The organism is Stappia sp. ABD4_338 (genome assembly GCF_056312175.1).
Genome location: NZ_CM149982.1, coordinates 1,520,984 through 1,547,572 on the forward strand (window position 1 = coordinate 1,520,984; position 26,589 = coordinate 1,547,572).

Annotated in this window: 24 protein-coding genes and 1 tRNA gene; 16 read left to right on the plus strand and 9 right to left on the minus strand. The window is 66.6% G+C overall.

Features of this window, described 5'->3' with window-relative positions:
* Positions 1-166: 166 nt before the first annotated feature.
* A complete protein-coding gene (locus tag ACYX4S_RS07015) occupies positions 167-1,258 on the minus strand; it encodes a GlxA family transcriptional regulator (protein ID WP_293717363.1) in 1,092 nt (363 codons plus the stop codon).
* Between the two features lie 456 nt (positions 1,259-1,714).
* Here ACYX4S_RS07015 and ACYX4S_RS07020 point away from each other — a divergent pair, with 456 nt between their 5' ends.
* Both ACYX4S_RS07020 and ACYX4S_RS07025 read left to right on the plus strand, forming a co-directional pair.
* Positions 1,715-2,602, plus strand: coding sequence for a hypothetical protein (locus tag ACYX4S_RS07020; RefSeq protein ID WP_476362371.1), 888 nt, complete (start codon positions 1,715-1,717; stop codon positions 2,600-2,602).
* Positions 2,603-2,864: 262 nt separating this feature from the next.
* Complete coding sequence (locus tag ACYX4S_RS07025; protein ID WP_476362372.1) at positions 2,865-3,269, plus strand: hypothetical protein; 405 nt, start codon at positions 2,865-2,867, stop codon at positions 3,267-3,269.
* Positions 3,270-3,609: 340 nt separating this feature from the next.
* Here ACYX4S_RS07025 and ACYX4S_RS07030 read toward each other — a convergent pair.
* Positions 3,610-3,684: transfer RNA gene (locus tag ACYX4S_RS07030), tRNA-Val, on the minus strand.
* A 274-nt stretch (positions 3,685-3,958) separates the two neighbouring features.
* Between ACYX4S_RS07030 and ACYX4S_RS07035 the strand changes: the two genes are divergently transcribed.
* Entirely contained in the window at positions 3,959-5,071 is a 1,113-nt protein-coding gene (locus tag ACYX4S_RS07035; protein WP_476362373.1) for a GNAT family N-acetyltransferase, read from the plus strand.
* 23 nt (positions 5,072-5,094) lie between these two features.
* On the opposite strand, the gene ACYX4S_RS07040 is transcribed toward ACYX4S_RS07035, so the two are convergent.
* Together ACYX4S_RS07040 and ACYX4S_RS07045 are read right to left on the minus strand one after the other, a co-directional pair.
* Positions 5,095-5,775: an HAD-IA family hydrolase gene (locus ACYX4S_RS07040; RefSeq protein ID WP_476362374.1), complete on the minus strand. Its 681-nt coding sequence runs from the start codon at positions 5,773-5,775 to the stop codon at positions 5,095-5,097.
* Positions 5,776-5,870: 95 nt separating this feature from the next.
* Positions 5,871-7,556 (minus strand): methyl-accepting chemotaxis protein, encoded by a 1,686-nt coding sequence (locus ACYX4S_RS07045; RefSeq protein WP_476362375.1) that lies wholly within the window; start codon positions 7,554-7,556, stop codon positions 5,871-5,873.
* Between the two features lie 343 nt (positions 7,557-7,899).
* Between ACYX4S_RS07045 and rpiA the strand changes: the two genes are divergently transcribed.
* The 3 genes from rpiA (at position 7,900) to gor (ending at position 10,762) form a co-directional block, all read left to right on the plus strand.
* Positions 7,900-8,598 carry a ribose-5-phosphate isomerase RpiA gene (gene rpiA / locus ACYX4S_RS07050; protein WP_476362376.1) on the plus strand — a complete coding sequence of 233 codons (699 nt, stop codon included), beginning with the start codon at positions 7,900-7,902 and terminating at the stop codon, positions 8,596-8,598.
* A 54-nt stretch (positions 8,599-8,652) separates the two neighbouring features.
* Complete coding sequence (locus tag ACYX4S_RS07055) at positions 8,653-9,198, plus strand: DUF2059 domain-containing protein (RefSeq protein ID WP_293721317.1); 546 nt, start codon at positions 8,653-8,655, stop codon at positions 9,196-9,198.
* Positions 9,199-9,388: 190 nt separating this feature from the next.
* A complete protein-coding gene (gene gor / locus ACYX4S_RS07060; protein ID WP_476362377.1) occupies positions 9,389-10,762 on the plus strand; it encodes a glutathione-disulfide reductase in 1,374 nt (457 codons plus the stop codon).
* Positions 10,763-10,847: 85 nt separating this feature from the next.
* Here the strand turns inward: gor and ACYX4S_RS07065 are convergent, their stop codons facing one another.
* Positions 10,848-11,636 (minus strand): MBL fold metallo-hydrolase, encoded by a 789-nt coding sequence (locus ACYX4S_RS07065; protein WP_476362378.1) that lies wholly within the window; start codon positions 11,634-11,636, stop codon positions 10,848-10,850.
* Positions 11,637-11,786: 150 nt separating this feature from the next.
* Here ACYX4S_RS07065 and ACYX4S_RS07070 point away from each other — a divergent pair, with 150 nt between their 5' ends.
* A complete protein-coding gene (locus ACYX4S_RS07070) occupies positions 11,787-12,749 on the plus strand; it encodes a GlxA family transcriptional regulator (protein ID WP_476362379.1) in 963 nt (320 codons plus the stop codon).
* Positions 12,750-12,776: 27 nt separating this feature from the next.
* Here ACYX4S_RS07070 and ACYX4S_RS07075 read toward each other — a convergent pair whose 3' ends face one another.
* On the minus strand, positions 12,777-13,976 hold the full coding sequence (locus tag ACYX4S_RS07075) for an aminotransferase class V-fold PLP-dependent enzyme (RefSeq protein ID WP_476362380.1): 1,200 nt from the start codon (positions 13,974-13,976) through the stop codon (positions 12,777-12,779).
* Positions 13,977-14,067: 91 nt separating this feature from the next.
* Here ACYX4S_RS07075 and ACYX4S_RS07080 point away from each other — a divergent pair, with 91 nt between their 5' ends.
* Positions 14,068-14,685, plus strand: a complete 618-nt coding sequence (locus ACYX4S_RS07080; protein ID WP_476362381.1) for a gamma-glutamylcyclotransferase family protein — start codon at positions 14,068-14,070, stop codon at positions 14,683-14,685.
* Between the two features lie 9 nt (positions 14,686-14,694).
* On the opposite strand, the gene ACYX4S_RS07085 is transcribed toward ACYX4S_RS07080, so the two are convergent.
* Complete coding sequence (locus ACYX4S_RS07085; RefSeq protein WP_293721323.1) at positions 14,695-15,420, minus strand: VIT1/CCC1 transporter family protein; 726 nt, start codon at positions 15,418-15,420, stop codon at positions 14,695-14,697.
* Positions 15,421-15,783: 363 nt separating this feature from the next.
* Here ACYX4S_RS07085 and ACYX4S_RS07090 point away from each other — a divergent pair, with 363 nt between their 5' ends.
* The 6 genes from ACYX4S_RS07090 (at position 15,784) to gltX (ending at position 23,650) form a co-directional block, all read left to right on the plus strand.
* The gene (locus tag ACYX4S_RS07090) at positions 15,784-17,169 is read left to right on the plus strand and encodes a class II 3-deoxy-7-phosphoheptulonate synthase (protein WP_293721324.1); all 1,386 of its coding nucleotides are present in this window, start codon (positions 15,784-15,786) and stop codon (positions 17,167-17,169) included.
* Positions 17,170-17,537: 368 nt separating this feature from the next.
* Entirely contained in the window at positions 17,538-17,996 is a 459-nt protein-coding gene (locus tag ACYX4S_RS07095; protein WP_476362382.1) for a response regulator, read from the plus strand.
* A 100-nt stretch (positions 17,997-18,096) separates the two neighbouring features.
* Positions 18,097-19,791: an NAD+ synthase gene (locus ACYX4S_RS07100; RefSeq protein ID WP_476362383.1), complete on the plus strand. Its 1,695-nt coding sequence runs from the start codon at positions 18,097-18,099 to the stop codon at positions 19,789-19,791.
* Positions 19,792-19,947: 156 nt separating this feature from the next.
* Positions 19,948-20,646, plus strand: coding sequence for a YfdX family protein (locus ACYX4S_RS07105; protein WP_476362384.1), 699 nt, complete (start codon positions 19,948-19,950; stop codon positions 20,644-20,646).
* 329 nt (positions 20,647-20,975) lie between these two features.
* Complete coding sequence (locus tag ACYX4S_RS07110; protein ID WP_476362385.1) at positions 20,976-22,208, plus strand: MFS transporter; 1,233 nt, start codon at positions 20,976-20,978, stop codon at positions 22,206-22,208.
* A gap of 68 nt (positions 22,209-22,276) precedes the next feature.
* Positions 22,277-23,650, plus strand: a complete 1,374-nt coding sequence (gene gltX, locus ACYX4S_RS07115; protein ID WP_476362386.1) for a glutamate--tRNA ligase — start codon at positions 22,277-22,279, stop codon at positions 23,648-23,650.
* Here the strand turns inward: gltX and ACYX4S_RS07120 are convergent.
* Entirely contained in the window at positions 23,613-24,911 is a 1,299-nt protein-coding gene (locus tag ACYX4S_RS07120) for a DUF2865 domain-containing protein (protein WP_476362387.1), read from the minus strand. The genes gltX and ACYX4S_RS07120 overlap by 38 nt on opposite strands.
* Positions 24,912-25,162: 251 nt before the next feature.
* Between ACYX4S_RS07120 and ACYX4S_RS07125 the strand changes: the two genes are divergently transcribed.
* Both ACYX4S_RS07125 and ACYX4S_RS07130 read left to right on the plus strand, forming a co-directional pair.
* Positions 25,163-25,516 (plus strand): hypothetical protein, encoded by a 354-nt coding sequence (locus ACYX4S_RS07125; RefSeq protein ID WP_293721337.1) that lies wholly within the window; start codon positions 25,163-25,165, stop codon positions 25,514-25,516.
* A 130-nt stretch (positions 25,517-25,646) separates the two neighbouring features.
* Complete coding sequence (locus ACYX4S_RS07130) at positions 25,647-26,153, plus strand: CreA family protein (RefSeq protein ID WP_476362830.1); 507 nt, start codon at positions 25,647-25,649, stop codon at positions 26,151-26,153.
* A 37-nt stretch (positions 26,154-26,190) separates the two neighbouring features.
* Here ACYX4S_RS07130 and ACYX4S_RS07135 read toward each other — a convergent pair whose 3' ends face one another.
* Positions 26,191-26,529, minus strand: a complete 339-nt coding sequence (locus ACYX4S_RS07135; protein ID WP_422068968.1) for an ArsR/SmtB family transcription factor — start codon at positions 26,527-26,529, stop codon at positions 26,191-26,193.
* Positions 26,530-26,589: the final 60 nt, after the last annotated feature.

Consider the following 26,589-nt stretch of genomic DNA (forward strand, 5'->3'; position numbering starts at 1 on the left):
CTGGTTGCGTTTCCGTCCCTCAAGGGGTGTCGATACCCATCCTGAAACCCCGTCCGGGACAGACTGTATTCAACCAACCGTTAAAAGGGTCTGCACAAGGAATGGAAACGCGAAACTCCAGGCGCGGTGTCCGGATGTTTTTGCATTGCGTCCGGACACCGCTTGCTCACGATGTTGCCAACTGGGTCACTGTCGCCCGTACGGGCGGCTTGCGTGGGGCAGGGGCCCAGAAATACGACTGCCGTTCCTCGGTGGGCGTGCAGCTGTAGCGCTCGCGATAGCATTTGGTGAAATGCGAGGTGGAGGCGAAGCCGCAGGCGATGGCCACATCCAGAACGGCCCTGTTGGTGCGACGCAGCAGATCCCGCGCGGTTTCCAAGCGCAGCTTCAGGTAATACTGGCCAGGCGTGCAGTCGAAATGCCGCCGGAACAGGCGTTCGAGCTGGCGCGGACTGAGATTCACCGTCATGGCGAGTTGCTGGCAGGACAGGGGATCCTCGATGTGCAGGTCCATGATGCGGATGGCATCGAGAATCTTGACGTTGGAGATGCCGGTCCGGCTTTCCAGGTCATGCCGCTGCGCGCTCTCGCCCGAGCGCATGTTCTGGTAGAGCGCCACCTCGGCCACCTCGTGGGCGAGATAGGCGCCATGCTGTATGGCGATGACCCGCAGCATCATGTCGAGCGCGGCCATGCCTCCGGCGCAGGTGATGCAATTGCGGTCGATGGCGAACAGGTCCGCCGAGACGTCGATATCGGGGAACTCCTCGCGAAACGAGCGGATGTTCTCCCAGTGGATCGTACAGCGGCGGCCGGCGAGCAGATTGTATCGCGCCAGCACATAGGCGCCGGTGCAGACCGCGCCGTAGGTGCGCCCGCGCGCGTTGAGCTTGCGCAACTGTGTGCCAAGTTCCTTCGGCAGGACAACACGTTCAACATCCACGCCGGAACAGATCAGCGTGATGTCCGCGTCGTTGAGATCGGCGATTGAACCGTCGACCGAGAGCGTGCAGCCGTTGCTGGAGGTGACGGGCTCGCCGTCGACCGAGTAGGTTTTCCAGTCGTAGAAATCACGCCCCAGCACGCGGTTGGCGATGCGCACGGGTTCGATCGTGGACGTGAAGGCGATCATAGAGAACTGATCGAGCACGATGAGGGCGACCCGTTGGCTCTCGGATCCCGAGGCCTCGTGTCGATCCCGGGACGTGCCAAGCGACGCGCAACCGGACGGGGGGCGGTCCGTTGGGGCCTGGGTCATGGGCTGTATCCGTTTCAAGTCTACTGGAAGGCTTATATTCGCCGTTTGCAGGCATTTTGTAGGGGGTGAATTTACGTGTCAAATAAAATCGTTTGAAATTACATGCTCCGCACAATTGCCATAGAACGTATTAAGTAAATCAAGATTTTTCATGGAAACGACATGGCAGTATGGGCATGCGGTATCACGCCGGCTGGTCGTTCGCGCTGGGGATTTCGGTTCGGCAGGTCGAACGTGGCGATCAACCCTCCCGAAGCTGTTTGCGGTGTCTGGCGGAAAACAGGCCGCATGCGCGTGGAGATCCTTCAGGCGCGCGCAAGAACGTAGCGGAAACTGGGGTGGGTTCCGGTATGTCTTGTTTCGACTTTCTTGGATTTTCCGGTCGCGCGGCGCTGGCCGCGCGGGTGGCAAGCCGGTCATCCGGTGTGGCGTGTGATCACCCCGGCCGGGTTCCGGATGCGGACCGGTTTCGAGCGTCAGTATGTCACCGCGTTTTCAACTGAGGCCCACCCCGATGCCGTTGCGGCCTTCAACGCCACGCCGCCGGTGCGCCGCAAGTTCTTTCCGGGCAGCGGTGGTCTCTATCGGGCCGATGCGCACTACATCGTCGCGCCGGCGCGCTGGCGCGGAACGGCGGCCGGTCGGGTCTGGGTTGGGGTGGTTGCCCACGAACTCGGACATGCGGTGGACCTGTACGGGCGTGCCGGACGGGTAGGGCGGTCCGTGTGGCTTGCGCCCGCGATCCGACAGGACCGCGGGCGTCTGGAGTGTGATGGAGACCTTCCTCCGAAGGCGTTTGCGGGGAACGATGGTGCTGCCGGCGGGCGGGCCGGCATGCTTGCGGTGTTTCCGGACGTTGCCCGGGAGCGGCTTCTGGCGCTTGCGGACGGAGGAGAGGCTGCCTCCCTGTTCGCCGTTCAGTGGTGGGCCGGTCGGGCGGAGGCGGCCCTGGCGGGGCTGTCGAGGCGGCTGGAGGCCCTTGCCGCTCGGCGGCGGGACGGGGGCTGCCTGCGCCTTGCGCGCTACGGTTTGCGTGCGGTCGGCGACTTCATCGGGGCGGTATATGACCTGCGGCGTGGCTGGGGGCACTCTCGCGCCTACTACCGAGGGCACGGGCAGATCCTGGGTCCGCATCTGACTGTTGGCCATGTGGCGGAAGCCTTCGCCAATGCCTTCATGGCGGATGTGATCGAAGGGGCGGAACTGCTCTCGTTTCTGATGAGCAGTGCCGCGCCATACACCTATCGTGCCTACCGGATGCTTGTTGCGCGGATCGGCCGGGCGTGTGGTGCCGGGCGAAGCCCGAATGTGGAATCGAAAGAATCGCCTGTCGTGCCCGGCTGAGACATTGAATCATGTGTGGCCGGTACGAAAAGTGGAGTCATGTCAGGTGGCTGCGGAAAGAGCCTGAGGATCTGATTCAAGCGTTGGCGCGGCCGTGTTCCGATCGGGCAATACAACCGTCGCGTTCGTCCCGAAATCGTGGTGCCTGAGGTGGTCCTGTCGATGAATTGGGAGAGTCTATTGAAAGATTTAACATTTTCGACATTTCTTTCCGGTTTGATACAGGTATTACAATGCTGACCCCGAGATGGAGAACTTTCCCGTGAAACCTTCCGCCATTGCAGCGCTTGCGCTTGCCGGCCTGACTGCCGCCGGTTGCGTGTCCGCCGTCGAAAACCGCGAGAGCATGTTGTCGGCCGCCGGATTCCGTGTGCGTGTCGCCGACACGCCGGAGAAGGTCGCCTCGCTGAAGAAACTGCCGGCGCACAAGTTCGTGATGCAGTCGAAGAACGGTACGCCGTATTTCGTCTATGCCGACCCGAGCGTCTGCGGTTGCCTGTATTACGGCACCGAGGAGAACTACCAGAGCTACAAGGCGATGGTGTTCGAGCAGAACCTCGCGAACGAGCAGCAGACGGCGGCGATGATGATGCAGCAGGCCGCCTTCGACTACGGCCCCTGGGGCCCCGGTCCGTGGGTGTCGGGCATGTGGGTCGCGCCCATGTAAGGGCGCTTGCGATCTGAAACTGGAAAGGGCCGGCGTATTTGCGCCGGCCCTTTTTCATGACCGTCGGAGGGCCGGTCGCGCGATCTCCATCTGCTCCAGCCGCCCGAATGGGTGACAAGAGCGCAGTCGGGCATTCGCGCGAGCCGATCTGCCAGGCTTGGGCCGGGTGCTCCACCGCGACGAACCCGACCGGAAGCTGTGGTCCCTGTGGGGGGCATGAAAAAGCCCGACGCAAGGGGCTGCGCGGAAGGACGTATGAGCGCCATCTCGCCGACCTTTATCGTGGTTCAATTGAACCAAAGGTCATTCCGTAGATTGGCCGTAAGTCATTGAAGGGGAATGGTGGGCGATACTGGGATTGAACCAGTGACCTTTCCGGTGTGAACGGAACGCTCTCCCGCTGAGCTAATCGCCCGGGCCGTTTCGGCTGGTGAGGGGTATCTAATGGAAGTCAGTGGGGTGCGCAAGCCGGGTCGATCACTTTTTCACAGACGTTGGAACCGCACTCCGTTGTGACGTGATTCATCGGCCATGGCATCTTGTGCGCCGGTCCCTGTTACAAAGCGTTGTCCGTCAACCTTCGGGAAAGCCGTTGGTTGTACAGTTTTCGCCATGAAAGCTTCCGGTGCTTGCGAAGGCGCCGGGTGGACGCGGGGGCGAGATCTGTGATGCGGCCGGACGGTATGCGATTGCCGACACGTAAAAGCGGCGTGCGTTTCATGGAGCGGCGGGATCTGGATACGGTCGCGCGTCTGTTCCTCGCCGTTTTTCGTGATCGCAAGGAAACGCCGTCGGCGGACTTGCTGTCCTATCTCGAGGAGTTGTGTTTCGGCAGTCCGGCCCTGACGCCGGAAAATGGAAGTCTCGTATACGAGAACCGTGCCGGCACGATCCTCGCCGCGCTCATTGCCGTGCCGATGCGGTTTCGCGTCGGGGGGCGGCAGGTGACGGCCAGGCTGCTGTGTTCCTTCATGTGCTGCGGCCCGGCGGGCATGCGTGCCGCCGCGTGCCTCAACCATCATTTTCATGGCCTGTCCTACGATCTGGTGTTTTCCGATACCGCCCAGGTTCAAAGTGTCGGGCACTGGCGCGCCGGGGGCGGCGACATGATGCCGGTCGAAAGTCTTGCGTGGTGCCGGGTTTTCCGTCCGCTGCAGGCATCGCTCGAGCGTCTCGAGAGGCCGGGCAAGGGGCGTGCGTCCCGTGCGCTCGCGCGCGTGATGCGCGTTCCCGCACACGTCGCGGACGGGCTTGTGCGCCGGGCCTATCCCCGGTTCCGGGCCAATGGCTCCGATCAGCTTTCCGCCCGTGTGGTGGACGCGGCCGCTTTCGCCGGGGTTGCTCCCGCACTCTTGTCCCGCTTCGATGTGTATCCGGACTGGAGCGGAGAGGACTTTTCCTGGGTCTGTGCCATGGCGGCGCGCAACACGCGGCTTGGTCCCTTGCGTTTCTGTCTCGTCGAGGATGGCGAGGGCAGGGTTGTCGGGGCCGCGGCCTGGTGCGGGAGCGCGGGAGGCGAGGCGAATGTCCTCAACCTGCTCTGCGAGGACGGGCGGGAGCGCGAGTGCGTGGCGGAGGTTCTGGGCCTTCTCGACAAGGCCGGTCATTCCCATGCAGTCGGAATGACGCAAACTTTCCTGTTTCCGGCCCTGCAGATGCAGCCGCATGTCTGCTTCCGCCATCGCGGTTTCTTCTGCTTCTCGTCCAGTGATCCCGATGTGCGTGCCGCCGGCGCCGGGGGGCGTTTCTATGCCGGTGGCCTTGCGTCCGAAAGCTGGTCGCGGCTGCTCAACGACTTCTGAGCGGCAGCTCTGCGCGCGGCACGTCAGGACGCGCCGGCAGGCGCGCGTCCGATGCGCTCCAGCGCGCCGGCAAGGGCGTCGAAGGCGTCGATCACCGCGTCCGGGCCGAGTTCGCGCACGGGAACGGCCGTGTAGCCGAACGTCACGGCGACGACGGGAACGCCGGCCGCGCGGGCCGCGTCGATGTCCGTCTGGCTGTCGCCGATCATCACCGAATGCAGGCGGTCGCCGCCGGCACGCTCGATCGCGCCGAGCAGCGGCATGGCGTCGGGCTTGGCGCGCGCGAAGGTGTTGCCGCCGACGATGGCGGCGAACGGCGCGAGAAGGTCGAGCGTCTCGAGAAGCTCCAGCGCCAGGTCTTCCCGCTTGTTGGTGCAGACGGCGAGCTTCCAGCCGAGATCGGCCGCGCTGGCCAGTGCCTCGCGGACGCCCGGAAAGGGGCGGCTCAAACGCGCGATGTCGGCCCGGTAGGCCTCCACGAAAGCCGCGTTCATGCGTTCGATCTCATCGTCGGAAACCGCGGCGCCCTGGTCCGCGAAGGCCTTGCGCAGCATCGCCCGCCCGCCGTGGCCGTAGAGGTGTCCCAGGCTTTCCACGGCGACTTCGCCGTACCCCTCTGCGCGCAGCACCGTGTTGATGGCGGCGGCAAGGTCGGGGCGTGTGTCGACGAGCGTGCCGTCGAGATCGAAGACGAGAGCGGGCATCAAGGCACTCCGGTTGATCGCGGAGACAGCCTTTTATCCGATCCGGCGAGGCGGGGCGAGGGGGCGGGTGCCGCTCCCAGCGCGTACACGCCGGATCACAGCTTGTAGGCCGTGCGGAAACCGCCCCAGTGCCGGCCGTCGATGACGATTGGAGCGTCGACCTCGCGCATCCACACGACGGTGCCATTGCCCATGTCGCGCGGATAGGTCTGAACGAGGAAGGGGCGCGGATTGCGGGCAGCGCTCAGGCCGGCGCGGTCGTCGAAGATGCGCCTGTTGCGGGCATTCGCGGCGTTCCACGCGGGATCGTCGGGACGCTGCGGCTTGGAGTAGATGCGATTGTGCACGGGCAGGTAGCCGTTGCGGTCGACGGCGGCGCAGAAGGTCATTCCGTTGCCCGTCGAACGCTCCAGGATTTCCTCCTGCACCGGCGGAAGGATCTCCTCGAGCACCTTGAGGGCGCGGGTCGTGAGCTGCTGCGGATTGGTTCCCTCGACGGGGCGATAGTCGGTGTCGAAGAGGTCGTCCAGCGACAGGCGGCCGCCTTCCAGTGCGTCGGTCATGGCCTGGCGCAGGCGGGCGGCCCCCTCCTGCGCGCAGCGGATCGACGGGTCCAGGTCCTCGCGCACGCGGGCAAGCGTTGCCGCCAGGCGCTCCTCGAAGCTTGCGTCGCTGCGCTCGAAGGAGCAGTGCAGTCCGCCGTCGGAACGCCCCACGATCGAGAGGCCGACGTGTCCCAGGCCGGAAATCTCGGCCATGACCCGGTCGCCACCGTCCCAGTTTGCCCCGTCCTGGAGCACGAGAAGGACGCCGCCGTCGGAAATGTCGCGGGTGCAAACCGCGACACGGCGGCCGTCCGGGTCGAGCACGCCGTTGAGCTCGACGGGAAGGCGGTCGCTGCGGCGACGGTCACCGATGCTCGTCTGGCGAAGCATCATGGTGAAACGGCTGTTGAGGCCCGCGCCAAGGGCGCTCATCTCGTTGGTGGCCGCGACGGCCGCCTCACCGGAGGTGACTGCCCCCCGGGTGGCGGTCTCGATGGTGGCCACCTTCTCGTTGACGGTGCGCACGAACTCGGCGGTGACGCGGGCGGTTTCGCCGACGGTGCGGGTGGTGTCCATCTGCCGGTCGACGGCGCCGGTCATGCGCTCGAAGCTCGGCAGGATCTCGCCGATCACGCCGATGATGCGATCGACCGCCATGATGCTGCCCTCGGCGGACTGCTGCAGGCGCGCGATGTTGGAGACGATCTCGTCCGTGGCGGTCTGGGTTTCGACCGAGAGCGCCTTCACCTCGTTCGCGACCACCGCAAAGCCCTTGCCGGCCTCGCCCGCGCGCGCGGCCTCGATGGTCGCATTGAGGGCGAGCAGGTTGGTCTGCTTGGCGACGTCGGAAATCAGGCGTACCACATTGGCGATATCGTCGATGGCCGACTTGAGTTCGCCGATGCCCGCGTTCGCCGTGTCGGCGACGCCGCGTGCCTCCTCGACCAATTCATTGGCGCCGCGCACCTGCGTCCCGATTTCGGTGCTGGCCTCGACCAGATCCTCGACCGAGCCGGAAAGCTGCTGCGCTGTTTCGTCGGCGGTGCGGGTCTGGGCGCCGAGGTCCTCGGAATGTCCGCGGATCTCGGCGAGAGCGCCCATCTGTTCCTCGACGCGCCCGCGCAGGTCATCCGCGTTCGTCCCGATGCGTTCGGCGGCAATTCGAAGGTCGGATTCGATCAGGTCCAGCGTGAGGGCGGTCTGCTCGGATTGCCGCAGCGCAAAAAGATTCTCCATGTCTTCCGTTTCGACGCACTCGTCAGGACCGACATCTCGCGACGGTGTTGCCTCAGTTGCGATTTGTGTATTTTTTGAGAAAAATCGCATATTTGCGGCTCCGAATTTCGTTTCGGCGTCTGTCTTACGCTCGGGAATCGACGGAATTTTGCGGTAATTACTTGAATCTGAAGTTAATGGTTCGTGTTTCTGGTTGTGTTGCATCTGCGAAATGCAGGTATCGCGAGTGGTTGTTCGCGGGTGCCTTGGGGCCGCGGACTGCTTTGCCTTCGCGGCCACCCATGCTACACCCGCCACGCCCGGACTGGCGCCGGGAACGGAATGCAGTTCGAAACGGGATGCGATGAGCGAAGACCTGAAACGCCTTGCCGCGGAAGCGGCGCTCACCGAAGTGCGGCATGGAATGCGGCTCGGCATTGGGACCGGCTCCACGGCGGAGCATTTCGTGCGTGCCCTCGCGGCGCGCGTGGCCGGGGGAATGGATGTCATCGGCGTTCCGACCTCGGAGCGCACGGCGGCGCTCTGCAAGGAGCTCGGCGTTCCGCTGACGACGCTCGAGGACTGCCCCGAACTCGATCTCACCGTGGATGGCGCGGATGAACTCGACGCGCATCTGACCCTCATCAAGGGGGGCGGCGGGGCTCTCCTGCGCGAAAAGATCGTCGCCACCGCGTCGGCTCGCATGATCGTGATCGCCGACGCCAGCAAGAATGTCGCCCGGCTTGGCCGGTTCGCATTGCCGGTGGAGGTCGTGCCCTTCGGCCTCGCCTCCACGCGTGCCTCGATCGCACGGGCGCTCGCCGGATTGGGCTACGATGTCCCGATCCGCCTGCGCGGCGGCGATACGCCCTTCGTCACGGACGGCGGGCATCATATTCTCGACATCGAGATGGGCGAGATCAGCGATCCCGTCGCCGTCTCCCGGGTGCTTCTGGATGTGCCCGGCTGCGTCGACCACGGATTGTTCATCGGCATCGCCGATGCCGCCTATCTTGCCGGAACGGATGGCGTCGAGCGCCTCGTGCCCGTCACGGACCAATAAACGGATCAAGCGCGCGCCCGGCGCCGTGCCTGCCAGATGCCTATGGAGTGGGACATGAATCGGACCTTCACGACGAGCCTCAAGCGGCTTGCTGCCGTCATGGTGTTCAGCGCCGCGGCCACGCTGCCGCTCGCTGCCCAGGAAAACTTTACCGACGAGCACATCGCCGCCGCCCGCGAAGCGGTTTCGGCCTCGAACGCCATCCGGCCGTTCGACGACGTGCTGCCGCTGATGGCGGATCGCACGCGGACCCTGTTCATCCAGAACGATCCGGCCAACACGGGCATGATCGACGAGGTGGTGAACGAGGTTGCCCTGGAACTCGCGTCGCGCCGTCCGGAATTGAACCGCGTCGTCTACGAGGTCTGGGCGCGCCGCTTCACCGTCGAGGAGCTGAAGCAGCTTGCCGACTTCTATCGTTCGGACCTTGGCCAGAAGTACGCAAGGGTCGAGCCGGAGCTGCGGGCGCTGTCGATCGGTGCCGCCAAGCAGTGGGGCGATGCCATTTCCACCGAGATGGTGACGCTGGTGCGCGAGGAGCTGACCAAGCGCCTCGAGGCGGCCAAGGACGGTGAGCAGCAGCCCGCTGCCAACCAGTAATTTCGGGCACGCCGGGGCGATGGGCATTTCGCCCCGGCGCCGACCCGCCCGGAAGTCCTCACGGTCGATCACCATATCGTGCGGCGCGCCGCGACGGACTTGCGCCGGCGGGGCGGCGGCACGACCTGACGGGCGTCCGGAAGGGGCCGGCACGGGCCGGCGGGGACGGTGCAGAAGGTGAAGGCGGACCATGAGCGATTTCGACTATGATCTCTTCGTCATCGGTGGCGGGTCGGGTGGCGTGCGCGCCGCGCGCATCGCGGCCGGTTACGGCGCCCGCGTCGGCGTCGCGGAGGAGTACCGCTACGGCGGGACCTGCGTCATTCGCGGCTGCGTGCCGAAGAAGCTTTTCGTCTATGCCTCGAAGTTCGCCGAGGAATTCGAGGACGCGGCCGGGTTCGGCTGGGATGTGGGCGAAAGCCGTTTCGACTGGGAGAAGCTCGTCGACGCCAAGGACCGCGAGATCACCCGGCTCGAGGCCATCTATCGTCGCAACCTGGAGCGGGCCGGGGTCGAGATGTTCGACAGCCGCGCCGTCGTGGAGGGGCCGAACACGGTTCGCCTGATGACCGACGGGCGCGAGATTTCCGCCAAGACCATCCTCATCGCCGTCGGCGCGACGCCGAACGTGGACGCGAACCTGCCCGGCGGCGAGCATGTGATCACCTCCAACGAGGCGTTCCACCTCTCGGATTTCCCGAAGCGGATCGTGGTCGCCGGTGGCGGCTATATCGCGGTGGAGTTCGCCGGCATCTTCAGCGGCCTCGGCGCTGAAACCACGCTGCTCTATCGCGGCGAGGAGATCCTGCGCGGGTTCGATGACGACTTGCGCAAGGCACTGCACGAGGAAATGGAAAAGAAAGGCATCTCCGTCGTTTGCGAGGATGTCTTCACGTCGATTGAGAAGACGGGTGACGGGCTGGTCGGCAAGACGCGGCAGGGGCGCGAGCTTCACGCGGACAAGATCATGTTCGCGATCGGCCGCCGGCCGAACACCGCCGGACTCGGGCTCGAGGCTGCGGGCGTGAAGCTCGACGTGAACGGCGCGGTGGTGGTAGACGCACAGTCGCGCACCAACGTCCCCTCGATCTACGCGGTGGGGGATGTCACCGACCGGGTGAACCTCACGCCCGTGGCCATTCGCGAGGGACATTCCTTCGCCGACACGGTGTTCGGCGGCAAGCCCTGGACGGCGGATCACGACCTGATCCCGACCGCTGTGTTCTCTCAGCCGGAAATCGGAACGGTGGGCCTCACCCAGGCCGAGGCGCTCATCCGCCATGGCGCGGTCGACGTCTACCGCGCCCAGTTCCGCCCGATGAAGCACACGCTCTCGGGCCGCGACGAGAAGATGCTCATGAAGGTGCTCGTGGAGCCCGAAACCGACAAGGTGGTTGGTGTCCACATTCTCGGGCCCGATGCGGGCGAACTGTCACAGGTGCTCGGCATCGCGCTCAAGATGGGCGCGCGCAAGGCCGATTTCGACGCCACCATGGCCGTTCATCCGACGGCGGCGGAGGAACTCGTCACCATGCGCGAGCCGAGCGAGCGCCTGCGCGCCTGACGCAAGCGCGCCGTGTTTTTCGGATCTTTCGCCCTCGCGGTCTCCGCGAGGGCGTTTTCGTGTCGGCGTCTGGCGAATGCCCGCGTCAGAGCACGACGGTTTCCCCGTCGCCAGGCGTCAGGAGCATGTGGCCGAACCCCTTGTCGGCTGCGAATTTCCGCAGGTTCGCGCGGGTCAGCGCACAGTGGTTGATCGCTTCCATGTGCGAGGCGATCAGCAGCGCCCCGGGGGCTGCCTCGTGGACGTTCAGCACATCGTCGGTGCCCATGATGATGCCGCCCTCCATGCCCTGGACCATGGCGTAACCCGCGTTCAGCACGGCGACGTCCGGGGAGTGGGCCGCGAGCGCTTCCGCCACATCGGCATTCCAGATGGTATCGCCCGCGAGATAGAGGGTCTTCACTCCGGGGTGGCTGAACACGACGCCGCAGACCTCGCCCAGACGGTCCGCGAGCACGGCGTAATGCGCCTCGGTTCCGTGGCGGCCTGACGTTCTCGTCAGCCGGATGTCGCCAAAGGTCGTGTCCGCGCCAAGCACGCGCACATCGGTGAAGCCCTGGTCCCGGATCGCCTGTGCATCGGCTTCGTTCTGGGTGAAGACCGGAATGTTTCCGGGCAGGGCGTCCCGCGCGGGCTGATCCCAGTGATCCGGGTGCAGGTGGGTGAGGATCACGGCATCGACATCGACGATCTCGGCGATGGGCAGGGGCAGGTGAACCAGAGGGTTGGATTCCTCGCTGTTCAGGGTCCCTGGAAATCCGGGGAAGCTGTGACGCTCGGCAAGCATCGGATCGACGAGGAAACGGGTTCCCGCATAGTCGATGCGCAGGGTGGCGTTGCGGATCTGCGTGATCGTGACGGGCGTGCTGGCCATGGTGCTTTCATCCTGTCCTGGGTGTTTCGGCATGATGCCGCCGGAAACGGTTGAACGCTGGTCCGCGTTCAACGTCTTGACGCCAATCTGGGGGAGCGCCATAGCCTTCACCATTGGCGTGATCGACATAAGGGAGGGCGATTCCGACACATGGACGAAATCAGGATCGGCATCGTGCTTTATCCCGGCGCGCAATTGTCGGCGGCGATGGGGCTGACGGACCTGTTCGCGATCGCGGGACGGGTGGCGGCACAGGCGGATCAGCCGATCTCGCGTCTGGCGATCCGATCCCTGCCCGCCGGGACGGGCGAGGCGCCCGATGAGATGGAAGTAGAGGGAACGTGCGGTGCCGGGGGCAGATCGCACGACGTGCTGATCCTGCCGCCCTCGCTGGAGGCGCCCATCGGCCCCGGGGCGGCCGCGCCGCTCGCCGGCTGGCTGCGCCGCTGCCACGAAGGGGGAACCGTTCTCGCCTCGGTCTGCAGCGGTGCCTTTCTTCTCGCGGAGACCGGGCTTCTCGAGGGGCGGACGGTGACGACCCACTGGAACCATGCCGAGACCTTCCGGGAGCGGTTTCCGAAGGTCGCCCTGGATACGGACCGCCTCGTCATCGATGGTGGGGACATCATCTCCGCCGGAGGGCTGATGTCCTGGACCGACCTCGGTCTCAAGCTGGTGGAGCGGTTTCTCGGGCCGCTCGTCATGGTGCAGACCGCGCGGATCATGCTGGTCGATCCGCCGGGGCGCGAGCAGAGCTACTACAGCGGCTTTGCACCCCGGCTGACGCATGGGGATGCCGCCATCCTCAAGGCGCAGCACTTCCTGCAGGCCGGGGAGGGGCGGGAGGTGCGTCTTGCGCAACTGGCGGAGCAGGCGGGGCTTGAGGAGCGCACGTTCCTGAGGCGTTTCCAGAAAGCCACGGGCATGACGACGACCGAATACCTGCAGCGTTTGCGCGTGGCCAGGGCCCAGGAAATGCTGCAGTTTTCCCGCACGCCGGTGGAGCGTGTCGCCTGGGAGGTCGGCTATGCCGACCCCGGAGCGTTTCGCAAGATCTTCCAGCGGATCGTCGGACTTGGCCCCGGCGAATACCGCCGGCGGTTCCACGCGTGAGGACGATGCGCCGCGTCGGACCGGCCGTCAGCGACCGCTCAACACCTTGAGGAAGGTCTCGACTTCCCCTTCCGTATTGTAGGCGTGAACCGAGGCGCGCACCAGCGCGTCAAGACCGCGTTCCGGCAGGTCGATGCGGGCGGAAGAGGCGGCCGAGACCGAGACGTTTATGTTGGCGGCGGACAGGCGCGCGCGGGTCTCGACCGGGCTTTCGCCCTCGACGCGGAAGGTCACGATCCCGCAGCGCCGCACGCCCTTGTCGTGGACGCGCGTGCCGGGCAGGCCGGAAAGCTCCTTGCGCAGGATGTCCGCAAGCCCCGCGATGCGTGCCTCGAGACGGTCGGTCCCGATCTCCACCGCCATGCGCGCCGCGCGGGCAAGACCGATCTGGCCGGCGAAATGGCGTTCCCAGTTCTCGAAGCGCCTTGCGCCCGGCACCAGCCGGTAGCTTTCTGCGTCGATCCACTCGGTCGATTCCAGGTCGACGAAAGCCGGCTCCAGGTCCTCGATGATCGTCGAGGACACGTAAAGAAATCCCGTGCCGCGCGGGCCGCGCAGGTACTTGCGTCCGGTGCCCGACAGCATGTGGCAGCCGATGCGGTTGACGTCGAGGTCTATCTGGCCGGCCGACTGACAGGCGTCGAGAAGGTAGAGAACGCCGTGGCGGCGGGCGATGGCTCCGACCTCCTCGGCCGGGTTCACCAGTCCGCCGAAGGTCGGAACGTGGGTCAGGGCGATCAGCCGGGTCTTCGGCGTGATGGCCGCTTCCAGCGCCGCGAGGTCGACCTGGCCGGTCCGGTCGTCGCCGATGACGTCGATCTCGATCCCCGCGCGGGCCTTCATCTGCAGCAGCGCCACATAGTTGGAGACATATTCCGCCCGCGAGGTGATGACCCGGTCGCCCGGCCGGAAGGGGACGGAGTAGAACGCCATGTCCCAGGCACGGGTGGCGTTCTCCACATAGGCGATCTCTTCCGATCGTGCGCCGATGAGCGCCGCGATGGCCGGATAGAAATCCTCCGCCTGGGAAACAGCCCGGTCGGCGGCCTCGTAGCCGCCGATCGTTGCCTCGAGGTCGAGGTGCGCCTTCACGGCGGCAAGAACGGTTCCGGAGATCAGGCCGGTCCCGGCGTTGTTGAAGTGGAGCACGCTTGCGACGCCGGGGGTGTCCGCGCGCAGGCGGTCGGTCTCGTCGTCGGTCCAGCTCGAGGCGGGGGCACTGGTCATGGGCGTTGCGATCCTTTAGCAATTGGCGCTGGAAATCGGGACAGACGGCCGCCGCGACACCCGGGGCTGCCGGAGTGGGAACGGATGGCTCATGCGGATTTCGTATTTCGGGTATGGCTCGCTCGTCAACACGAGGACGCTTGGAGAGGACGCGCGCGCGACCGCCGGAACGCTCTCGGGATGGCGCCGGGAATGGCGTGCGTGGTGGCCCGGCACTCCGGACGGCGCCGGGGCACCGGCTCCGGGCAGGGTCTCTCCCTGCACGTTGACGGTGCGCCGCGATCCGGCAAGCGCCATCCGGGGCGTTCTCGTCAGCGAACCGGCCGAACGCCTCGCCATTCTCGACAAGCGCGAGCACCGCTATGTGCGCGTGGACGGCATCGGAGAGCAGTTCCGCTGCGATGCGCAGGGCGCGCCCGGTCCCGGGGATGCCTTTCTCTACGAGGCCGATAGCCGGATCCGTCGTGCGGGCACGGATGCGCATCCGATCCTTCAGTCCTATCTCGACTGCGTTCTGGCCGGCTTCATGGCGTTCTGGGGCGAGGAGGGCGTGCGTCACTTCCTCGAAACGACCGATGGCTGGGAGGCGCCGATCCTCGCGGACCGCTCCGCGCCGCTCTATCCGCGCGCGCAGGAGATCGCGCCGGACGTTCTGGCACGTTTCGATGCGCTGCTTGCCCCGCTCGGGCCCCGCTACATGGCGCTGTAGGCGGGCTGCCTACAAGGTCACGAGCCGTTCCAGCACGTAGCCGACGCCCCAGGCCAGCAGGGCGGCGCCGAGGCCGATGGTGAGGGTTTCCAGGCCCGAGCGGAACCAGCTCTGTGTCGACCAGATGGACTTCGCCGATCCGATGGCGAAGAAGACCGCGCCCGTTGCAAGGGCGGCCGTCAGGGCTGACGCCTGGAGGCCCGCGATGAAGGGCAGCAGGGGCACCAGGCCGCAGATCACGAAAGCGGAGAAGGTCGCGGCGGCCGACTTCAACGGATGGCGCAGGCCGGCCGAAACGCCGTATTCCTCGGCGAGCATGGTCTCGATCCAGACCGACCTGCGCGAGACGACCAGGTTCGTCAGGGATTCCAGGTCATCGCCGTCGTACCCCTTTGCCTTGTAGATCTGGCGGATTTCTTCCCGCTCCCCCTCGGGCGCGCAGGCGATATGGCGTTCCTCCACCGCCTTGAGGCGGGCGTGGTCGTCGTGCTCGGCCTTGGTTCCCGAGTAGTTCGCGGCGGCCATGGAAAAGCCGTCGGCGATCAGGTTGGCCGCGCCCAGGATGAGGATCACGCGGGCGGAGAGGCTCGCCCCCAGACTGCCGGCGACAATGGCGAAGGTGGTGACCGCCCCGTCGATGCCGCCGTAGATCCAGTCGCGCAGGTAGCTGACGCGGGGCCCGCGCGACAGGCGGGCGGCGATCGCTGCTGCGGAGTGGTCGTGTTCGAGCGTCATTCGGCTGGCTCCGGGCGGGTGGCTGGCTTGCGAGGCCCCGACCTTTCCAGCAATGGCCCGGTGTTTCAATCCGCACTGGCACGGGGTCGGGCACTACCGGAGGGAGGCGGAAGCGGCCAGGGGCGCCGGCAATCGCAAGGGCGGGCAGGGCTGACGCAGCGGCGGCCTTCGGCGAAACCTGCAAGGCAGGTGCGCGGGGCACGGTTTGGTGTGGCTTCGCGTGGCCCCCGCGTGTATAACCGCCCGCACCCGGAGGATGAGCAATTTCCCGCAAGGCCTTCCGGGGGAGGACGAAACTCGCAACCGGAGCGCGGACCCGAAGATACGGAATCTTGCCGCAGGTCGTTTTACGGAGTTGGAACAATGGCGCAGAACTGGACACCGGACAGCTGGCGGTCGAAGCCGATCGTGCAGGTGCCCGAGTATCGCGACACGGAGGCCCTGGCCGAGGTGGAGCGCCGTCTCTCCGACTTTCCGCCGCTCGTTTTTGCAGGTGAGGCCCGCAAGCTGAAGTCGCAGCTTGCCGAGGTGGCCGAAGGGCGTGGGTTCCTGCTCCAGGGCGGCGATTGCGCCGAGAGCTTCGCCGAGCATCACGCCGACCACATCCGCGATTTCTTCCGCGTCTTCCTGCAGATGTCGGTCGTGCTCACCTATGCGTCGGCCCAGCCGGTGGTGAAGGTCGGCCGCATCGCCGGCCAGTTCGCCAAGCCGCGCTCCTCTCCCATGGAGAAGAAGGGCGACCAGGAACTGCCGAGCTACCGGGGCGACATCGTCAACGACATCGCCTTCACGCCGGAGTCGCGCGAGCCGGATCCGCAGCGCCAGATCATGGCCTACCGCCAGTCGGCGGCGACCCTGAACCTGCTGCGCGCCTTCGCACAGGGCGGTTTCGCCAATCTGGACCATGTGCACCGCTGGATGCTCTCCTTCGTCAAGGACAGCCCGCAGAGCCACCGCTATCAGGTTCTGGCCGACCGGATCTCCGAGAGCCTCGAGTTCATGCGCGCCTGCGGCATCGACCCCGACACCGCGCCGCAGCTTCGCTCGACGGATTTCTTCACCAGCCACGAGGCGCTGCTTCTGGGCTACGAGGAGGCGCTGACGCGCGTCGACAGCACGACGGGCGACTGGTACGCGACCTCGGGCCACATGCTGTGGATCGGCGACCGCACGCGCCAGCCGGATCATGCCCATGTGGACTTCTTCCGCGGCATCAAGAACCCGATCGGCCTGAAGTGCGGACCGAGCCTCAAGGCGGACGAACTGCTCGGCCTCATCGACACGCTGAACCCGGACAACGAGGCGGGACGGCTGACGCTGATTTGCCGCTTCGGCGCCGACAAGGTGTTCGAGCACATGCCCGCGCTGGTGCGCGCGGTGGAGCGCGAGGGCCGCAAGGTGGTGTGGTCCTGCGATCCCATGCACGGCAACACGATCACCGCGAACGGCTACAAGACGCGCCCGTTCGAGCGCATCCTGCGTGAGGTCGAGGCTTTCTTCGCCGTTCACCGGGCGGAGGGCACCTATGCCGGTGGCATCCACGTGGAGATGACCGGCAAGAACGTGACCGAGTGCACCGGTGGCGCCCGCGCGCTGACGGCGGAGGATCTCGCCGATCGCTACCACACCTACTGCGACCCGCGCCTCAACGCGGAGCAGGCGATCGAACTCGCCTTCCTCGTCGCGGAGAACGTGCGCAAGGAGCGTGACGCCCGCCAGTCCGGCGACCAGGAACGGGCCGCCGTGTGAGGCCGTCCGGTGACGCGTTCACGCGTTGCCGGCCAATGACATGTCGAAAGGGCGGCTCCCCGGGGAGCCGCCCTTTTTTCGTGCAGGAAAGGCCTGCGACATGCTGTCCTTCGCCCGGGCGGGCTAGGAAACCATTAATGTTCCCGGCCTAGATGATCGTCGCGTGACTTTCCGCCAGGCTCCCGTTTCGTGGAGCGATCATCCTGTTTGCATATGAAGATTTTCAAACGCGAGGCAGCGCGAAGTTCTGCCGTTCCACCCTTGAAACGCCTGCTTTCTGCTGGTGATTACGTAAGGGAATTTTAGTACACGCGACCTATGGTGAGAAAACGCCAATCGGGAGGGGACCGAACGGCATGATTATCGACATGAGTGATCTGTCGGTGCTTGTCATCGACGACAACACGCACATGAGGAGCCTGTTTCGGGCGATCCTCGGAGGCTTCGGCATCCGACGGGTATACGAGGCCGGGGACGGCGCCGACGGTCTGGCCATGATGGTCGACCGGAGGCCGGACATCGCCATTTGCGACTGGCTCATGGAGCCGCTCAGCGGGGCGGAGTTCCTGACCATCCTGCGCAAGGATTCAGACCCGCTCGTCTCGACCACACCGGTGATTCTGGTGAGCGCCGATGCCAGGCGCCAGGTCGTGCTCCAGGCCGCGCGGCTCGGGATCAACGAGTTCCTGGCCAAGCCCGTCTCTCCGGCAACGCTTTACCAGCGCATTCTGCGCGTCCTGACCGCGTCGACGGGCGTGGTGCAGGCCGCGGCCGCACCACCACCAAGCGCCGCGCGTGGGCGGGCGGAGGATGTCGTCTTCCTCTGAGGGACTGAGGGGACGGGGATCCCGATGGCGCGTTGCGCTTGAGGCGAGCGCGCGATAAACCGGCGGGCATAGTGATCCCAACGTTCCCGCCGGAGCTTCCATGACCTCAGCAGACCGTTCCAGCGATCTCTCCCGGGCCGGTCGGCTCCGTCTCGCCGTCGCTCAGCTCAATCCGGTTCTCGGCGACGTGACCGGAAACCTGGAGCTTGCCCGACGCGCCCGTGCCGAAGCCGCCGGGCAGGGCGCGGATCTCGTTCTCTTTTCCGAGCTTTTCCTGTCGGGGTATCCGCCCGAGGATCTGGTTCTCAAGCCGGCCTTCGTCGCGGCCTGCCGCGAGGCGCTGGACACGCTTGCCGGCGAGACGGCGGACGGCGGACCCGGCGTTCTTGTCGGTCTGCCCTGGCGCGAGGGCGACAAGCTGCACAATGCGGTCGCGCTTCTGGATGCGGGCCGTGTCGTCGGCGTGCGGTTCAAGGTGGATCTGCCCAACTACGGCGAGTTCGACGAGAAGCGCGTGTTTCAGCCCGGACCTCTGCCCGGTCCGCTCGGGTTTCGCGGGCTGCGTCTCGGGGTTCCCGTGTGCGAGGACAGCTGGAACGACGAGGTCTGCGAATGCCTCGCGGAGACCGGCGCCGAGATCCTTCTCGTGCCCAACGGGTCGCCGTTCTACGCCGGCAAGCCGGAGGTCCGCCTTCAGGTCATGGTCCAGCGCGTGGTGGAGACCGACCTGCCGCTGGTCTATTGCAACCAGGTGGGCGGACAGGACGAGCTCGTCTTCGACGGGGCGTCCTTCGCGCTCCAGGCGGATCGTTCGCTCGCCTTCCAGATGGGCGAGTTTTGCGAGGAAATCGCCGTCTCCGACTGGCGACGGGACGGTGAGACGTGGATCTGCGAAAGCGGGCCGCGCGTCGCGCTCCCCGACACGGATTCCGCGCGCTGGCAGGCCTGCGTCCTGGGCTTCCGGGACTATGTCGAGAAGAACCGGTTTCCCGGTGTCGTGCTCGGTCTTTCGGGCGGAATCGACAGCGCCGTCGTCGCGGCCATGGCCGTCGATGCGTTGGGAGCGGAGCGGGTTCATTGCGTGATGCTGCCCTACCGCTACACCTCCGACGAGAGCCTGGCGGATGCGCAGGGCTGCGTGGACGCGCTCGGCCTGCGTTATGACATCGTGTCCATCGCCCCGGCGGTCGAGGGCTTCACGGAATGCCTCGGGCCGCTCTTTGCCGGCACGGACGCGGGCGTGACGGAGGAAAACCTCCAGTCCCGCGCGCGTGGAACGATCCTGATGGCGATTTCCAACAAGTTCGGCGCCATGGTCGCCACCACCGGCAACAAGTCGGAGATGTCGGTCGGTTACGCGACCCTCTACGGCGACATGAACGGCGGCTTCAACCCGATCAAGGATCTCTACAAGACGCAGGTCTATCGGCTCGCGGCCTGGCGCAACGCCAACCGGCCGGAGGCGCTGAAGGGGCCGGACGGCATCGTGATCCCGGAAAACATCATCACCAAGGTGCCCACGGCGGAACTGCGAGAGAACCAGACCGATCAGGATTCCCTGCCCGAGTACGATGTGCTCGACGACATTCTCGAGTGTCTGGTGGAGAACGAGATGTCGGTGGGGGAGATCGAGGCGCGCGGCCACGACCGGGAGCTGATCCACCGGATCGAGCACCTGCTCTACATCGCTGAATACAAGCGCCGGCAGTCGGCGCCGGGCGTGAAGATCACCCGCAAGAACTTCGGGCGGGACCGCCGCTATCCGATCACCAACCGGTTCCGCGACAGGAGCTGAGCGGAACGCCTGACGGAGCGACCCGCCAACCTGTCCGATTTTTCATCTTCCGGACAGGCGGCTGTCATGACGGCTCCCCATCTCGAGGGTGTACCAGCCGATGAGCTGTACGCCCTCGCGGATCCCCAGAGCGGATCCGAACAGATGGAGGATCCAATGTCCGTCAATCGCCTGAAGACCACAGTCGCCTCGCTTGCCGTTGTCTCCGTGCTTGCCGGCGGCGGCCTCGCCTATGCCGGGGACGCCGTGCCGAAGGCCGCCGACCACGCACAGACCCAGGCCGCTGCCAAGCCCGCGGCGCAGACCGCCGGGACGGAGGCGGAGACCGCCGCCGACAGGAAGCTCGTTCAGACCGTCGACGAGGCGTTCAGCGCCATGGGCGAGGTGAGGGCGGCCCGTCTCGCGCTCTTCGATGGCGCGCCGGAGCAGGCCTCGAAGTATCTCACCGACGCTGCCGGCAACCTGAAGAAGGCCGAGGCGCAGATGCCGGAGAAGGCCATCAAGGGCAAGAAGGCCGCGACCGAGGGCGATGCCTACGTCCCGTTCTACTCCTCTCTCACCCTGGACGAGACCTTCCGGCCCGATGAGAACCAGAAGGCATCGATCGCCAAGGCGGGGGATCACCTTGCCAAGGGCGACCAGAAGGCGGCGGCCGAGGTGCTGAAGGCGGCCAGTGTGGATGTCACCGTCCAGACCGCCATGATCCCGGCCAGGGAGACGCTCGGCAACGTGCAGAAGGCAGCGAGCCTGATCGGCGAGAAGAAATACTACGAGGCCAATCTGGCGCTGAAGGCCGTCGAGGACAGTGTCCAGGTCGACCGCTATTCGGCCGACAATCTGCCCGCTCAGGGCTGAGCCCCTTTCCGGACCGCGTCTGCCGCATCCGCCGGTCCGGAAATCCTGACGGCGCGGTCGTTCGGGCTCCCGGGCAAGCGCGACACGACAGGGCGAAACGCTCCGGGGTCTTCGTGGATCCCCCCGGAGCGTTTTCGCGTGTGTATGGGGTGCGGAGACGTCCGGGGGTTGTTGCCGGGCGGCGGTGGCGGGTCTACGGTGCCGGGTGATCGTTCGCCGTGCCTCGGCGAGATCCGGGCGCCACATTCTCCCGACCGCCCCCGGCGGCGGGCGATCGCCTGAACACCTGCCCGCCTCGTGCCGTCTCCGGCCGACTTCTGGACACCGCCATGCCGTTCTTCGTTTTCCTGCGTACCAATCTGCGCTGGCTGGGTGCCGGTCTTCTCCTGACCTTCTTTTCCGCCTTCGGGCAGACCTATTTCATTTCCCTGTCCGCCGGCGAGTTGCGCGCGGCGTTCGACCTGTCCCACGGCGCCTTCGGCGGGCTCTACATGGCCGCGACGCTGTGCTCCGCGATCTCGCTCACCTATGTGGGCAAGTTCGTCGATACCCACCCGCTCGCCCTGGTCACCGGGGCGGTGGTGATCGGGCTCGCGCTCTTCAGTTCCGCCATGGCCAGCGTGTCGTCGGTGGCGATGCTGTTCGTGGTGCTCTTCGGCCTGCGCCTGTTCGGGCAGGGCATGATGACCCATGTGGCGATGACGGCGATGGGGCGCTGGTACGAGGCGCAACGGGGACGTGCCGTTTCCATCGCGGCCCTTGGAATGCAATGCAGCGAAGCGGTGCTGCCGCTCACATATGTCGCGCTCGCGGCCGGGCTTGGCTGGCGCGGCACCTGGTGGGTGGCGGCGGCGGTCCTTGTGCTCGTGGCGTTGCCGGTGCTCCTGCTTCTGCTTCGGGTCGAGCGCATTCCGCGCGGGACCGTCTCCGGGGACGAGAGCGACACGGTCCGGCCCGCGCGGCGCCAGTGGACGCGCGGCGAGGTCCTGCGCGATCCGGTCTTCTGGGTGATCTCGCTGGGAACCCTCGCTCCGCCCTTCATCGGCACGACGATCTTCTTCCACCAGGTCTATCTGGTCGAGCTGCGCGGCTGGACGCAGGCGCTCTTCGCCTCGTCCTTCCTCGCGATGTCGGCGATGACGGTCACCTGCGCGCTCACCGCCGGCTGGCTTGTCGACAAGGTCACGGCGGTGCGCCTGCTGCCCGCGTTCCTGCTGCCGCTCAGTGTCGCGTGCATCGTGCTCGCCAGCATCGAGGCGCCCTTTGCCGCCTTCGTCTTCATGGCCTTGTTCGGCATGAGCAACGGTGTCAGCTCCACGCTCTTCGGCGCCTTGTGGCCCGAGGTCTACGGCACGCGCCACCTGGGCGCGGTGCGTTCGGTCACGGTTTCGCTGATGGTGCTGGCGTCGGCCGCCGGGCCGGGGCTGACGGGCTGGCTCATCGATCTCGGCGTGCCTTACGAGAACCAGATCCTGGCCATGGCGCTCTATTGCCTGCTGGCCTGCGGCGCGATGGCGGTGGTGTCGCGCCGGCTTGTCGCACGCGCCGCATCCGGCGGGTGAGGCACGCGCGCATATTTTTCGCAAGCGCGGGAGTGGCGAAGCCGGAACGGTCGTATTAGGAAAGCGGCATGACAGTCACCGTCCGCTTCGCTCCATCGCCCACGGGCTATCTCCACATCGGCAATGCCCGTCCGGCGCTCATGAACTGGCTCTCCGCCCTGCGCGAGGGCGGCCGTTTCATCCTGCGCTATGACGACACCGATCTCGAACGGTCGCGTGAGGCCTATGCCCAGGCGATCGGCGAGGATCTGGAATGGCTCGGCATCGTGCCGCATGAGGTCTTCCGACAGTCCGACCGGTTGGCGCACTACGATGCCGCCGTCGAGCGGCTCAAGTCCGCCGGGCTTCTCTATCCCTGCTACGAGACTGCGGACGAACTGGAACGCCGCCGGGCCCGCGCCCGTGCGCTCGGTCGTCCGCCCGTCTACGACCGCGCCGCGCTCAGGCTTTCCGCCGAGGATCGCGAGCGGTTCGAGGCGGAGGGGCGAACGCCGCACTGGCGCTTTCTGCTGCCCGACCACGAGGGCGATCCCTTCACGACCCGGCGGACCGACGTGACATGGGACGACCTGTGCCGGGGCAGCCAGAGCGTCGACCTGGCCTCGCTCTCCGATCCGGTGCTGATCCGCGCCGACGGCAGCTACCTCTACACGCTGCCCTCCATCGTCGACGACATCGAGAGCGGCGTCACCCATGTGATCCGGGGAGAGGACCACGTCGCCAACACCGCCGTGCAGATCGCGATCTTCCGCGCGCTCGGGGCCACGCCACCGGTCTTTGCCCATCACAACCTGCTGACGACGGCGAGTGGGGAGGGGCTTTCCAAGCGCAAGGGCGACCTGTCGCTGCGCTCGTTGCGCGAGCAGGGGCTGGAACCCATGTCCATCGCCTCGCTGGCCGTGCTCACGGGCACGAGCCATGCCGTCGAGCCGGCGGAAAGCCTGGGCGCGCTGTCCGCCATGGTGACCCTGGACGACGTGTCGCGATCCTCGGCGAAGTTCGATCCCGACGACCTGCTGCCGCTGAACGCGAGGCTGGTGCATTCGCTGCCGCCAGAGGCGGTGGACACGCGGCTGAAGGGCATGGGGATCGGAGACGGGGAGACGTTCCGTACCGCGTTCTGGCTCGCGGTGCGGGAGAACTGCCAGAAGGTCACGGATGCGTCGGCATGGTGGAAGGCGATTGCCGCGCCCGAGCGGGTTGCCCCTGCCGACGATGACGCCGCCTATCTTGAGCTTGCCGCGCGGTTGCTGCCCGACGAGCCCTTCGACGAGGGCACCTGGTCGGACTGGACCGGTCGCCTGAAGGTGGAGACCGGTCGCAAGGGGCGGGCGCTGTTCCTGCCGTTGCGCAGGGCGCTCACGGGGCTCGACCACGGTCCCGACATGAAGGCTCTGCTACCGCTTATTGGGCGACGTAGTAGCGTGGCCCGACTATCCTGACCGTACGGTCCGGATCGGCGGGGCCCGTTTCCTCAGCCGGGGCGATCCGCGTGGAGCCGGCGGCGAGATCCGCCGCGGCCCTGGCCGCATCCCGCGCCGCGTCCGCCGAATTGTGCCCCAGCACGGGCAGGGTCGCGGAAGCCGACGGCGCGGCATAGCCGAGTTCCAGGTTCATGCGGGTGTCGGGGTCGGAGCCGGCCGGCACCTCCACCCTTGCCTCGCCGAGGGTGAATCCCTCGCGAAGACCGGCATGCAGCACCTCGTTGTCGTTGCCGGCCTCGTCTCCACTGGTCGTCAGGCTGACCAGGGACTGGTTCGGCTCGCTTGTATCGCGGCAGCCGCAGCCCGAGACATATGTGGTGCGGAAGCGGTCGGCGTTGGGCAGGTCCGTGTAGGGCTCGCCCTCCAGGGAGACGAGATTTTCGACCGTTTCACCGGGATTGCGGTGCACGAAGAGCTTCGTTTCCGCGCCCGGGCAGCGCGCCTGGCAGATCGCGGCATCGCGGCCGAAGCCCGCATCGGTGACCGAGAAGCTCACCGGGAAGAAGAAGCCGTCGCACATGCGCACGCACATGGTGCGGTAGGTGATGCCGCCGTGCCCGCGCGGGCTCTCGTCACCCGGCATGTGGGTGATGCCGACGCGCCCGCCGCCCGAATGCTTGATGCGCACGCTGGAGCCGGACCCGGCGCGGGGATCGGACGAGACGGTGATCGCCTCGGAGGAGGAGCGTTTCGTCAGGCCGAGGAAGGAGAGCAGGCCGCCGCCGTCGCCGCGCGTGGTGTCGCGGCGTGCCTGCGTGGTGGAGCCGGCCCCGCCGTTGCAGCCCTGACGGGCCATCGCCTTGCGCAGACTTGCGGCGCGGGCGGCGCTCCGGTTTCCCTTCGCGTGGCGTTTGCGCTGGCGTTCGATGGCGGCAAGGTTGCCGCGCATCTTCCTGATCTTGGCATCGAGCGTGGCACAGGAGCCACCGGCCGCCGGACACCCGAGAAGCCTGTGGTCGCGCTCCGCAAGCGAGAGTGCGGCCTTCTGCTTGCGCGCCGCGCTGTCCCATTTGCGATAGGCGGGCGAGGTGGCGTTCGCGTCAACGCGCGCCAGATCGGCGGAAAGGGCCGCGCAGGAGCGGGCATCGGCCTGCGCGGCGGGAAGCGCAAGGGCAAGCAGCAGGCCCGCGACGGCGGTTCGGGCGAGCGCACGCAGCCGCGCGGCGCCCGTACGGGCCGGCGCGGATGCGGGTTGTCTCAGAGCGGGCGTCGTCGCCATCGTCCGTCGTCACTGCCAGTGCGGTTGAAGATCCGAGCATGACTATGACGCCAGCGCCGGGCGCACGACAAGGAAAGCCTCGGGTTTTAGTAAACTGTGCGTCAATTGCCGAGGATCGGCGGTGCCCCCGCCTGGCGGATCCGGGAGCCATGCCCTGGTGCGGCGTCCGTGCGCCTTGCGCGGGGCGTACGGTCGTGGCAGGGAGGGGCGGGGGCGCGCCCCTGTCCCGCCCACGGAGCCAGCACGATCCCATGACCACGTCCCGCAAAGAGACCGCGACGCAAAGCGGCGCGCTCATCCTCCTCGTTCTCTCGCACGTCTTCTTCCTGCCCGTCGCCGGCGCCTTCCTGCCGGCGGAGGTCCTGCGTCTCGGTACGGACAACGGCCTCGACACGCAGACCTCCTACACGGTGCTGGGCGGCATCTTCCTGCTGCTGATCCTTCTGTTTCACGGGCTTTCGTTCCGCATGGCGCGCGCACGGGGCGAGAACCGGCTTTCGGTGATCGTGATCGCGTTCTTCCTGCTCAGCCTCGCGGCGCTTGCCCTTTTCGGCATTCCCTCTCCGTTGGTGGCGGTGGTTCATGCAGCGGGCTTCGTCATCTGAGCCAACGCGGGGCACGCGGGCCGTTGCGCCCCGCGCCGCCAACCCCATATCGGGAGCGGACAGCGGTTTTGGATCGAGGGAACGGAGTTTCGCGATGAGCAGACTGACGCGCGCCATCGGGCGCCTTTGCATGGCGCTGTATGTGGCGCTGCCGCTCGGGGTGGTTGCCGCCGCCGGGCCGGCCGCGGCCCAGGACGAGCCCGACCTGATCTTCAAGAAGTCGACGGTCTGGAAGCTGCTGACGCCCGATCACAAGCTTGCCACCTACGCCATCGACGACCCGCTGGTGAAGGGGGTTGCCTGCCACTTCACGGTGCCGGAAAAGGGCGGCGTCTCTGGATGGCTCGGCGTCGCGGAGGAGGTCTCCGACATTTCGCTCGCCTGTCGCCAGGTCGGGCCGGTGAGCTTCACGGAAAAGTTCGAGCAGGGCGACGAGATGTTCCGCCAGCGGCGCTCGTTCCTGTTCAAGAAGATGCGCATCGTGCGTGGCTGCGACGAGAAGCGCAACGTGCTGGTGTATCTCGTCTATTCGGACAAGGTCATCGAGGGCAGCCCCAAGAACTCCACCTCGACCGTGCCGATCATGCCCTGGGGCGGAGCCGAGGCGCCGCGCTGCTCCGACTGGCTCGACAAGTAACCCCGGCCCGAACGACGGGGCGAGGCCGCTGCCGGGCTCACTCGGCGGCGGCGGTTTCCGGCTTGCGGGCGGCCGCGAGCGTCTCCGGCGGACAGAAGTGCTTCTGCAGCAGGACCAGAACGTCGGCCGCCATCTCGCTGTCGAGACTGTAGTAGATCGTCGTGCCGTCGCGGCGCGTGCGCACCAGCCCCTGGGCGCGCAAGAGGGCGAGTTGCTGCGAGACGGTCGGCATCCGCATGCCCGTCAGTTCGGCAAGCTGTCCGACGCTGATCTCGCCCCCGGCCATGTGGCACAAGAGCATGAGCCGCGGCCCGGACGCCAGCATCTTGAGAAAGCTGGCCGCGTCCTCGGCCTTTTCCTGAAGCGCCTCGATCATTTCCTGTCCTGAATCCCTGCCGCGCTGTGCGTGCCGATGCCGTGCCCCCAGCCTCGGTCA